A 10,900-nucleotide genomic window follows, 5' to 3' on the forward strand; every position below is an offset into this window, starting at 1 on the left:
ACAGCAGCTAACCCCAGCCACCACACACAGCAACGACTGAAAGGAAACGGCTTACCACCAGCGACAGCACCGCCACCCGCCAACCGAGGGAAGGTTCGCGGGCACATCGGCGATCCTTCAAGACAACACCACCCACAAACCACAACAAGGTACGCAAGAAAACCTGCGAGCCTTATGCCAGCGCCACCCATCATCCAAAGCCAGACTGACGGGCAATCCGGCGACCCCAAGCCCGGCTTCACGTGCTGCCGGAAGCCGCAAGAGCTACGAGATCCTTAAGCCCTTAAAGGCGAAGCCAGGCTGGCAGGATCCCCGACTACGCTTCACAGGCCACGGGAAGCGGCATATGCAACGGGGACCCTTAGCTCTTAAAGGCGACCCCGCCAATCAAGGCCAGCCCCGAGCAAAGCTCGGCGCACCAGGACTGATTAAAGGGGTGGCGAGGGAGGAGCACTCCAGGGCTCTGATTCGGCGAGGATAAGCTCCTTGATAACGCCAAACGTGTGCATGGTTCCGCGTGAGAGGTGAACACAGAATGGACTTCCGACTTCGCCTTCCTCGATGCGATGCCACGAGAAGTCAGTGCGGATGAGCTCCCGGTTTTTGCGCTCGATGATATGCAGACCGTGGTCGAGGAGGATTGTTTCCGTATCGGTGCGGATGAACCACACGCGGTCCCCCACGCTGCGGCGCTTCAATCCAGTCAAGCTGCGATGGTCTTCGCGCAGCCGGGTAACAGACTCGATAACACCAAAGCGGTGCTCGAAACCTTCAGTGTCTGCGAGGACAAGCGGGCGGCCAGGGCCCACCGGACGGAGTGCTGAGACCTGCCACGCCACAGGTTGCCCTCGTTGCCCTTCCTTCGATACCGGCCGTACGACTGCCACGCACGTGGCTCGATACGGCTGGGAACTAGAGGCGTTGTCCTCTTGAAACTGGCTTGGTATGCGCTGCTCATCGAGGCACCGTGAGGACTCGGTGGGAGCCTTGTCAACCACGCCCGCTGGGAGCGCGGTGGGCACATTGGACACTGGGTGCTCTGAGGACTCGGCGGAAGCCGGAACAACAGGGCCCTGAGGAGAATAGGTAGGGACTATGGGCGTCAAGGTGACGCGGTGAGACGGGGTAACGACGAGCCAGAGGCCTTCGGTGATGAGGTAGCCGTCGAGAGGCAAGAGCGGCGGGTGGACGGCTGCCATGGACTCTAGACGGGCGGTGAGTTCGTCGTCAGGCACGCCCCAGCCGTATCCTTCCGCCGCCAGCATTCCAAACAGGGTTCCCAAAGGTAAGTCCGGTTGGCCTTCCCACGCGGCACGCAGGGCGGCGAGGGTTCGGTCAATACGGGTTGGGTCAAACATGACTCCTAAGCCTAGTAGGCCCACGATCACCAAAGCCGCCCAACCCAATCAGGGATTGAGCGGCTTACAGACCTGCTAATCAGGAAGGGCCTTAAGCCCTAGCGAGAATTAGCCGAGGATCTTGGTAACGCGGCCAGCGCCGACGGTACGGGAGCCCTCGCGGATAGCGAAGCGCAGGCCCTCGTCCATAGCGACCGGCTGGATGAGCTCTACGGACATCTCAACGTTGTCGCCCGGCATAACCATCTCGGTGCCCTCAGGCAGCTTGATAACGCCGGTAACGTCGGTGGTGCGGAAGTAGAACTGCGGACGGTAGTTGTCCATGAACGGGGTGTGGCGGCCGCCCTCTTCCTTCTTCAGGACGTAGACGGAACCCTCGAACTTGGTGTGCGGGGTGTAAGCGCCCGGCTTGATGCAAACCTGGCCACGCTCCACCTCTTCACGCTTGGTACCACGCAGAAGCAGACCACAGTTGTCGCCAGCCTCGGTGTAGTCCATCATCTTGCGGAACATCTCGATACCGGTAACGGTGGTGGACATGGACTTGTCCTTGATACCGATGATCTCGATGTCCTCGTTGACGTTCAGGGAGCCACGCTCAACACGGCCGGTAACAACGGTACCGCGGCCGGTAATGGTGAAGATGTCCTCGATCGGCATGAGGAACGGCTTGTCCAGCTCACGCTCCGGATCCGGGATGGACTCGTCGCAGGCGTCCATCAGGTCGATGACGGACTGTACCCACTTCTCGTCGCCCTCGAGAGCCTTCAGAGCGGAGATGTGAACGATCGGAGCTTCCTCGTCGTAGTCCTGCTCAGCGAGCAGCTCGCGGATCTCCATCTCGACGAGCTCGATGATTTCCTCATCGTCAACCATGTCGCACTTGTTCAGTGCAACGAGGATGTACGGAACGCCAACCTGGCGAGCCAGAAGAACGTGCTCGCGGGTCTGCGGCATCGGGCCATCGGTTGCAGCAACAACCAGGATGGCGCCGTCCATCTGAGCAGCACCGGTAATCATGTTCTTGATGTAGTCGGCGTGGCCCGGGGCGTCCACGTGTGCGTAGTGGCGCTTCGGGGTGGAGTACTCCACGTGGGAGATGTTGATGGTAATACCGCGCTCCTTCTCCTCAGGAGCCTTATCGATGGAGTCGAATGCGAAAGCGGTGTTCTCCTCCGGGTAAGCGTCAGCCAGAACCTTGGTGATCGCTGCGGTGGTGGTGGTCTTGCCGTGGTCGACGTGTCCGATGGTGCCGATGTTCACATGCGGCTTCGTACGCTCGAACTTCTCCTTTGCCACTGTTTGTCCTCCTGGACTCTATGGCGGCTACGTATTTCGCAGCCACGTGGTTTGTATTGCCATTGGCACTTCGAGCCGAAGCTCATAAGCGCTAATGACGCTTTCTTACGTGCCAGTTACACGATCCTAGATTTATGCCGCAGTTTTTTCAAACTGCCCAAATAGGAGGTAACCCCGCCCAACACGTGCGGACGTTGACCCTCGACAAGAATCAATTTAAAGGATCCTGGGAGGGTAACGGCCGGCTCAACGCGCAAAAACTTTACGCACTCAGCGGACCGCTACCTCCCCAGCGTTGGGAGCTGGTGCCTACTGGCGAAGACTACCAGCCCCACGAGGAAGGGAATCGATCGGATCCCCTTAAGCCTTAGGCCTTGGTGCCGGTGCGCTCCTCGATGATCTCCTGTGCCACGGAGGAGGGAACCTCAGCGTAGGAATCGAAGACCATGGTGAAGTTTGCACGACCAGCGGTGGAAGAACGCAGGTCACCGATGTAGCCGAACATCTCGGACAGCGGAACCTTAGCCTTAACCACCTTGGCGCCGGAGCGGTCTTCCATAGCGAAGACCTGGCCACGGCGGGGGGAGATGTCACCGTTAACGGTGCCCATGTACTCCTCCGGGGTCACGACCTCAACGGCCATGATCGGCTCAAGCAGAACCGGCTTTGCCTTAGCAACGGCCTCCTTGAGGACCTGGGAGCCAGCGAGCTTGAAGGCCATCTCAGAGGAGTCAACGTCGTGGTAAGCGCCATCCTCGAGGGTGGCCTTGATGTTCACCAACGGGTAGCCGGCGACGAAGCCGTACTGCATAGCGTCCTGGATACCAGCATCGACGGACGGGATGTACTCCTTCGGAACGCGGCCACCGGTGACGGAGTTCTCGAACTTGTAGGTTGCGGACTCGCCCTCTTCCAGCTCTTCCGGATCCGGGTTATAAGGCTCGATGGTGACGATAACCTTTGCGAACTGGCCGGAACCACCGGTCTGCTTCTTGTGGGTGTAGTCCAGGGACTCGACCTTCTTGCGAATGGTCTCACGGTAAGCAACCTGCGGGTTACCGATGTTTGCCTCAACCTTGAACTCGCGCTTCATACGGTCAACCAAAACGTCGAGGTGCAGCTCACCCATGCCGCCGATAACGGTCTGGCCGGATTCTTCGTCGAGCTGGACCGTGAAGGTCGGGTCCTCTTCAGCCAACTTCTGAATAGCGGTACCCAGCTTCTCCTGGTCAGCCTTGGTCTTCGGCTCAATAGCAACCTGGATAACCGGATCCGGGAAGTCCATGGACTCGAGGATGATCGGGTTGTCCGGGTTACAGAGGGTATCACCGGTGGTGGTTTCCTTCAGGCCGATGAACGCGTAGATGTTACCGGCGTCGGCATGCTCGACCGGGTTCTCCTTGTTCGCGTGCATCTGGAAGAGCTTGCCCACGCGCTCCTTCTTGTTCTTGGTGGAGTTGAGCATGTTCTCGCCTGGGATAGCCTGGCCGGAGTAAACGCGCACGTAGGTGAGCTTGCCGAAGAACGGGTGTACGGCAATCTTGAAGGCCAGTGCGGAGAACGGCTCCTGAACGGAAGGCTTACGGGTCAGGGTCTCCTCGCCATCGAGGGAGGTACCGTTGACCTCGCCGATGTCCAGAGGGTTCGGGAGGTAGTCAACAATGGCGTCGAGCAGCGGCTGAACACCCTTGTTGCGGTAAGCGGTACCGCAGAAGACCGGGTAGATCTCGGAGTTAACGGTCAGCTTGCGGATAGCGCCCTTGATTTCCTCAATGGTCAGCTCTTCGCCGCCGAAGTACTTCTCCATGAGCTCTTCGTCAGACTCAGCGACGGTCTCGAGCAGCTTCTCGCGGTACTCCTCAGCCTTCTCCTGAAGGTCGGCCGGGATCTCCTCGATGGTGCCATCGGTACCAATCTCGGTCTTGCCGCGCCAAGTGATGGCCTGCATGTTGATCAGGTCGACGACGCCGTCGAAATCATCCTCAGCACCGATCGGCAGCTGCATAACCAACGGCTTAGCGCCGAGGCGATCGATGATGGTCTGAACGGTGAAGTAGAAGTCAGCGCCCAGCTTGTCCATCTTGTTGACGAAGCAGACACGGGGAACGTCGTACTTAGCAGCCTGGCGCCACACCTGCTCGGACTGCGGCTCCACGCCTTCCTTACCGTCGAAGACAGCAACAGCGCCGTCGAGAACACGCAGGGAGCGCTCAACCTCAACGGTGAAGTCCACGTGACCCGGGGTGTCAATGATGTTGATCTGGTTATTGTTCCAGAAACAGGTCACAGCGGCGGACGTAATGGTAATGCCGCGCTCCTTCTCCTGTTCCATCCAGTCAGTGGTGGCGCCACCGTCGTGGGTCTCGCCGACCTTGCGGTTGATGCCGGTGTAGTAGAGGATGCGCTCGGTGGTGGTGGTCTTACCCGCATCGATGTGCGCCATGATGCCGATATTGCGGACCTTGTGCAGATCCTTAAGCACTTCTTGTGCCACAGTTAATACCCCAACTTAATTGTCGTCGACGCCGGCGTCAGTTATGCACTGACGCAACTTCAAATGACGTCTTCATGGATAGGTCTTGGTCTATTTTGCCACGTCTAGGCTTCTTCGTCAGCGTGAGAGCTAAAGCCCACGCCATAAAAAATAGCCCGAACAACGCTATTCAAGTTTAGGTTCCCCACTAGCTAGCGTGCAGAGCTCCACCAAAGGGAGCGAGAACACGCACTGTCAGCGCAGGTAAACGATGATATCGCTGTTCGAGCCATGATGCCATGTGGCGGGTTCTACCGGCGGGATTACCAGCGGTAGTGAGCGAAGGCGCGGTTGGCCTCAGCCATCTTGTGAGTATCCTCACGACGCTTAACAGAAGCGCCCAGGCCGTTGGATGCATCGAGGATCTCGTTGGCGAGACGCTCGATCATGCTGTTCTCACGACGCTGACGGGTGAAGGTCACCAACCAACGCAGAGCCAGGGTGTTGGAACGAGCCGGCTTAACCTCAACCGGCACCTGGTAGGTAGCGCCACCCACGCGGCGGGAGCGGACCTCGAGGTCCGGGCGGATGTTGCCCAGAGCCTTCTCCAGGGTGCCAACCGGGTCGGTACCGGTCTTCTCGCGGCAAACCTCAAGAGCGCCGTAAACGATGCGCTCAGCGGTGGACTTCTTGCCGTCACGCAGGATCTTGTTCACGAGCATGGTGACCTGCTCGGAGTTGTAAACCGGGTCCTTAACTACAGGACGCTTCGGTGCAGCATTCTTACGCATTGTTGATTACTGTCCCTTCTTTGCGCCGTAGCGGGAACGAGCCTGCTTACGGTCCTTCACGCCCTGAGTATCCAGTGCGCCGCGGATAATCTTGTAGCGAACACCCGGGAGGTCCTTCACACGACCACCGCGGACGAGCACCATGGAGTGCTCCTGCAGGTTGTGGCCCTCACCCGGAATGTAGGCGGAAACCTCGATACCGGAGGTCAGGCGCACACGGGCAACCTTACGTAGAGCCGAGTTCGGCTTCTTCGGGGTGGTGGTGTACACGCGGGTGCACACGCCACGGCGCTGCGGGGAGCCCTTCAGGCCGGCCGTAGCAACCTTGGCCTTCTTGGAGTGGCGGCCCTTTCGGACCAGCTGCTGAATAGTTGGCATAAATCTAGTCTTTCTCTATGACTTCGGCTTGAACTGACCGCTTTCACAAGTCCAAACATGCAAAAATAGGGGCTCTTCTCCGGGGCCCTTCCGCATGTCCAGAACGTCCCTCAACCACAGGATGGTCGAGATACCGATCAGACTTTTCATCTCCTATAAAGATGAAACCTAGAATAGACTACCACCACCCCGCTGATCTGCCCAAATCCATGATGTGGCTGCTTGGCTTGGCACTCAAGCTGCAGTGAGTATTAGCGCCACTCCCAGGTCAGGTCCGCCTCCACCGCGCGCTCAGCGAAGTGCTGTTGCTCCTGCTTCTCCCAGGTTTCAAACCACTCTTCGTAGCCAGGGTCGCGCTCAAGGGCGCGCTCGCGACGCTTCTCACGCGGCCCGTCGATGCGCACGGTCACCACGGAGCCGCGCTCGTTGGCGGCGGCTACGGTGGCCTCAGTAACCGAACCTACGCCTTCAACGATCAGATCGTCGCGCTCATCCAAACTAGCCCAGTCCTTCGGCGCGTTGGCTTCCCAGTCCCAGCGCCAATAGCCCGGGTTATTCTCCCGCAGCACTTGTTCCGAGACCATCTTTGAGCCTTCTTGCAGCCCATGCCAACCAGGATAGAATTCGTCGAGGTGGACAACGCGCCACCCGGTACGCTCCGCGAGGGCCACGGAGGTCCAGGTCTTGCCGGCGCCCGAGGGGCCGTCGATAAGCACGGTAATTGGGCGCATCGGGCGCTTGCGTGCCGCCGCGAGCGACATCACATCATTCAAGAGCCTGTCCATCTCGGCGGCGTTGGTATCGGCAGTTCCCTTACCGCCTTCCCGATGGTCCGTGCGGTCCGTGTCCTGCATGTTGTCTTTCACCACTTCTGGGTTTGTCTAGCGTGCAGCTTTTAAGAGAGTCATCCTAGAGTCCAAAAAATCTCCAGGACCCACTGAGAACCGAAACTACCACCGGAAGCGCCGCAAGGCCGGTTCCCACCACCATCACCAGCCAGTCCCGGCCGGCGAGACGTGAGGGCCGCGCCCAGGTGCGCTGGCCACCGCCCGGCGGTGTGCGCCCGAATCCGCGCGCCTCCATCGCCGTGGCCAGCTTGCCGCCGCGCCTCAGGGCTAACACCAACAATCCGAAGGACATGGTGATGAGGTGCTTGATGCGGCCTTCGTCGGTAAGCCCACGTGCACGCCGCGCCATGGCGAGGTACTGCCAGTCTGATTTAAAGAGCGTCATCATGCGCACCCCGGCCACAGCACCGATAACGAAGCGTGAGGGCAGCTTGAGGATCTGCGAGAGGGCATCCCCCAGCTCCGTCGAGTCAATATCCCGCGCCAGCACCACCATGGGCAGCGCCACCGCCAGCACACGCACGGTAATGGCGATGGCCAGTTCCAGCGAGTTATCCGTGACCGTAATCAGCCACCAGCTGAAGTACTCCCGCCCGCCAGGCGCACCGTATAGCAGCATCGAAATACCAGACAACGGCGCAATAAGAAACAGGAACCACCCAGCCTTCACCAACCGCGGCCACGACACCCCACACAGCGGCGCGAAAAGAAGCGTCATGCCCAACGACACAACCGCTGAGACCCAATCCACCGAAAGCAACAGGGGCGTAACCCACACGAACATCAGGAAGATGCGCGTCAGCGGATTTACACCACGCAACAGTCCAGCGCTGCCCAAACGGCCAGCGCCCTTCACGTTCACCGAAGACGAATTAGCCACGGCTCACCTCCACTCGGTGGTCACCCAACGCGGAAATGAACAACGGATCGTGGGTCACCGACGCAATCGTCGTCCCCTCATCCGCCATGCGCCGCAGCAACCACACCAGCTCGGTGAAGGTGTGGGGATCTTGGCCGAAGGTGGGCTCGTCAAGGAGCAGCACCTCGGGTGCAGTGACCAGCGCCGTGGCCACGGACAACCGGCGCTTCTCCCCTCCGGAGAGAGTAAACGGATTGGCGTTGAGCAGATGCCCCAGGCGCAGCGACTCCACGAGCTCCGCAATGCGCGCCTCCGGCACCTCGCGGTGCATAACCCGGGGCGCTACGCGCAGCTCTTCTGCCACTGTGCGGGCGACGAACTGGTGCTCGGGGTTCTGGAAGACGAATCCTATACGGTCTGCCAGCTCCCGAGATTTCCACGTCAGCGGCGAGCCTTTCAGCCCTCGGCGCACGTACTCTGCCACACCAATCTCTCCGGAGACTGCCGGTAGCAACCCCGCTACCGTCATCAGCCACGTGGTCTTGCCCGCTCCATTTGGCCCAGTAATCACCGTGGACATCCCCCGCGGCAGCGCGTAGCTACGCGGCGGCCCGAAGCGGGTGACCAAGTCCGTACTCCACAGCGCCGCCTTCTCCGGTACTGCCCCAGTGTTGCTTGGCGACGTCCCGCCGATCTCCCGCGCCCGCGGCAAACCGCTAATAGACCGCGAAGCGACAACAGACTCTAAAGGCCCATCAGCGACGATGCGCCCGTCCTTCAGCTCAATAGCCCGGTCGAGCACGCCTTTCCACGCCGCGTGCTGGTGCTCTACGACGATGAGGGTTGCACCCGTGCGCTCCACCATGGTCGTTACGGCCTCGATGACCTCACGCGCACCCTCCGGGTCGAGGTTCGCCGTCGGCTCATCCAGCAGCACCATGCCCGCCCCCATCGCGATGACACCAGCCAAGGCTAGGCGTTGCTTCTGCCCACCGGAGAGCTGCTCGGTGGGAAATGACAAGTCCACCGATGGCCCCACCATCGATAACGCCGCCGACACCCGCTGCCAAATCTCCGAGCGCGGATATGCCAGATTCTCACAACCAAAGGCCACGTCATCGCCCACGCGCGCGGCAATCACCTGCGAGTCTGGGTCCTGCAGTACCAGCCCCACCGGAATCGTGCGTCCGGGTGGCTCCACGTGGCCAGAGGCATCTTCAAGAAGAATCTCCCCGACACGGGTACCTTCATCATCCCCACCAAGCACGCCCGCTATGGCTGCCAGCAGCGTGGATTTCCCGGAACCGGAATCACCACACAGCAGCACCTTCTCCCCCGGCGATACAACCAAGTCAATATCCGCTAGCGCCGGGGCACGCCTGCCCGCATGCGTCCACCCATAGCCACGGGCCACAAGCTTCGTGGCCCCAGCACTACCCACATCAGCCATCAGAACCAGCCATCACAGTCAGCAACGCCAACCAACCTCAGTCAACGATCGACAAACAACAAACAACGCGAAACAAGTAAGAACAGTGCAAAACAAGTACCAAGCAACGCTTGTCTAAGCGTTGTTCTGTTCGCGGCCAACCGCAAAGCGATCCAGCGCACCAGTCTTCGCAAGAGCCTTAACCACGAAGTAACCGACAGCTCCAGCCAGAATGGCTCCGGAGATGGTCAGTGTTACCAGGTAGATGATGTTGAACTGCAGAGTCTTACCCAGGTTTCCGGAGGTAAACAGCTCCAGCACAAACGCACCCCAGCCCGCCGCCATGCCGCCAAGCATCGCAATGCCCAAGCTAAAACGGCGGTAGAGGAAGATAGCCAAGACAATCTCGACACCAATGCCCTGCGCAATTCCGGAGTACAACGTACTAATCCCCCACTGGGAGCCCAGCACGGCGGACACGATGGCCGCCAGCAACTCCACATAAAGTGCTGCACCCGGCTTGCGGATAATCAGGCCACCGACAACACCACCCAGCAGCCAAATACCAGTGGCAATACCGCCCAAGCCCGGCGTGAGCGCATCCATGGCCTGGAACCAGGCGTAGCCCACCGTGTTCCATGCCAGGAACACAATTCCGCAGGCCACACCCAGCACGGATGCCACCACGATGTCAACGACGCGCCAGTTCAAACTGCGTGGAGCAACACCATTCGCAGTTTCGCCGCTATTAACAAATCCACCATGAGATACAGAGTTCATGATTCCTCCCTTTCGCCGGCATTACCCGGATCAGGTTCGACGGTTCGCCGCCATGACGCGGCATCTCAGCCTCCTCAGCCAATCCACGCAAACCCAATAAAACAAAAGAAATGGAATCGGGCTAAACACAATCAAGGCAAACAAGGAAGCACCCGTGACGATGTGTAATTAGAAGCCGCCAGCGCCAAAAGAGCACCAGCTAAGAACGCTCAAAAGCACTGTCAGCTTAGCAAGACGTACCTCACAAGAGCACATCTACCTCAGCTTCAAGCAAGAGAGACACCACCAGGACGCACGCTCAGATGAAAAACGAAAGTACCCCGTCGCGTCCTCTGACCTACGCGACGGGGTACGTGCACACCGGCTTTAACAAGCCAGTGGCCATGAGCCTCCACTCGTACAGCTTAAGGAAAGGAAAAGCTTCGGTAGAGACCCAAGACTATGAGAAATAACCAAATGGTATTTCGGCACTATCAAACAAAATCGAGCAATGAGTCAGGCCACGCCACCGGGCTATAAAGCTCGGTGGCAGTGTCCCGCTTCATCAACTCTCACGTTGGGCGGGAGGTTAACGCACCTCCCGGGGCGGTGTTTTTAGAGGAAACACAACCTCACGCTTCGATTACTTGGAGGAACCGTTAGAGGAACCTGCACCCGGCGCACAAGCATCAGCGATAAGGCCAAT

The 10,900-nt window shown here is 59.4% G+C and carries 9 protein-coding genes and 1 riboswitch; all 9 genes read right to left on the reverse strand.

Annotated features, from left to right (window positions below; genetic code table 11):
* Positions 1–428 precede the first annotated feature (428 nt).
* A complete protein-coding gene (locus HMPREF3147_RS03955; protein WP_070444759.1) occupies positions 429–1,358 on the reverse strand; it encodes a hypothetical protein in 930 nt (309 codons plus the stop codon).
* A 108-nt stretch (positions 1,359–1,466) separates the two neighbouring features.
* Positions 1,467–2,657, reverse strand: a complete 1,191-nt coding sequence (gene tuf / locus HMPREF3147_RS03960) for an elongation factor Tu (protein ID WP_070444762.1) — start codon at positions 2,655–2,657, stop codon at positions 1,467–1,469.
* 367 nt (positions 2,658–3,024) lie between these two features.
* A complete protein-coding gene (gene fusA, locus HMPREF3147_RS03965) occupies positions 3,025–5,151 on the reverse strand; it encodes an elongation factor G (RefSeq protein WP_070444764.1) in 2,127 nt (708 codons plus the stop codon).
* 302 nt (positions 5,152–5,453) lie between these two features.
* A complete protein-coding gene (rpsG, locus tag HMPREF3147_RS03970) occupies positions 5,454–5,921 on the reverse strand; it encodes a 30S ribosomal protein S7 (protein ID WP_010189692.1) in 468 nt (155 codons plus the stop codon).
* A 6-nt stretch (positions 5,922–5,927) separates the two neighbouring features.
* Positions 5,928–6,299 carry a 30S ribosomal protein S12 gene (gene rpsL, locus HMPREF3147_RS03975; protein WP_010189693.1) on the reverse strand — a complete coding sequence of 124 codons (372 nt, stop codon included), beginning with the start codon at positions 6,297–6,299 and terminating at the stop codon, positions 5,928–5,930.
* A gap of 251 nt (positions 6,300–6,550) precedes the next feature.
* Positions 6,551–7,153, reverse strand: a complete 603-nt coding sequence (locus tag HMPREF3147_RS03980) for an isopentenyl transferase family protein (RefSeq protein ID WP_010189695.1) — start codon at positions 7,151–7,153, stop codon at positions 6,551–6,553.
* Positions 7,154–7,208: 55 nt separating this feature from the next.
* Entirely contained in the window at positions 7,209–7,931 is a 723-nt protein-coding gene (locus tag HMPREF3147_RS03985; RefSeq protein ID WP_070444768.1) for an energy-coupling factor transporter transmembrane component T family protein, read from the reverse strand.
* An 88-nt stretch (positions 7,932–8,019) separates the two neighbouring features.
* On the reverse strand, positions 8,020–9,456 hold the full coding sequence (locus HMPREF3147_RS03990; RefSeq protein WP_070444766.1) for an ABC transporter ATP-binding protein: 1,437 nt from the start codon (positions 9,454–9,456) through the stop codon (positions 8,020–8,022).
* A 114-nt stretch (positions 9,457–9,570) separates the two neighbouring features.
* A complete protein-coding gene (locus HMPREF3147_RS03995) occupies positions 9,571–10,215 on the reverse strand; it encodes an ECF transporter S component (RefSeq protein ID WP_246815721.1) in 645 nt (214 codons plus the stop codon).
* Positions 10,204–10,381, reverse strand: a riboswitch (TPP riboswitch). Its footprint overlaps the gene before it by 12 nt.
* Positions 10,382–10,900 lie beyond the last annotated feature (519 nt).

The sequence above is a fragment of the Corynebacterium sp. HMSC05D03 genome, from assembly GCF_001807205.1.
Taxonomy (GTDB): domain Bacteria; phylum Actinomycetota; class Actinomycetes; order Mycobacteriales; family Mycobacteriaceae; genus Corynebacterium; species Corynebacterium aurimucosum.

Bases quoted from the DNA above. Each gene is read 5' to 3' on its own strand.
- HMPREF3147_RS03955 (WP_070444759.1), bottom strand. From the start codon at position 1,358: ATGTTTGACCCAACCCGTATTGACCGAACCCTCGCCGCCCTGCGTGCC.
- HMPREF3147_RS03980 (WP_010189695.1), bottom strand. From the start codon at position 7,153: ATGCAGGACACGGACCGCACGGACCATCGGGAAGGCGGTAAGGGAACT.
- HMPREF3147_RS03985 (WP_070444768.1), bottom strand. From the start codon at position 7,931: ATGTTCGTGTGGGTTACGCCCCTGTTGCTTTCGGTGGATTGGGTCTCA.
- HMPREF3147_RS03995 (WP_246815721.1), bottom strand. From the start codon at position 10,215: ATGAACTCTGTATCTCATGGTGGATTTGTTAATAGCGGCGAAACTGCG.
- rpsG (WP_010189692.1), bottom strand. From the start codon at position 5,921: ATGCGTAAGAATGCTGCACCGAAGCGTCCTGTAGTTAAGGACCCGGTT.
- rpsL (WP_010189693.1), bottom strand. From the start codon at position 6,299: ATGCCAACTATTCAGCAGCTGGTCCGAAAGGGCCGCCACTCCAAGAAG.
- HMPREF3147_RS03990 (WP_070444766.1), bottom strand. From the start codon at position 9,456: ATGGCTGATGTGGGTAGTGCTGGGGCCACGAAGCTTGTGGCCCGTGGC.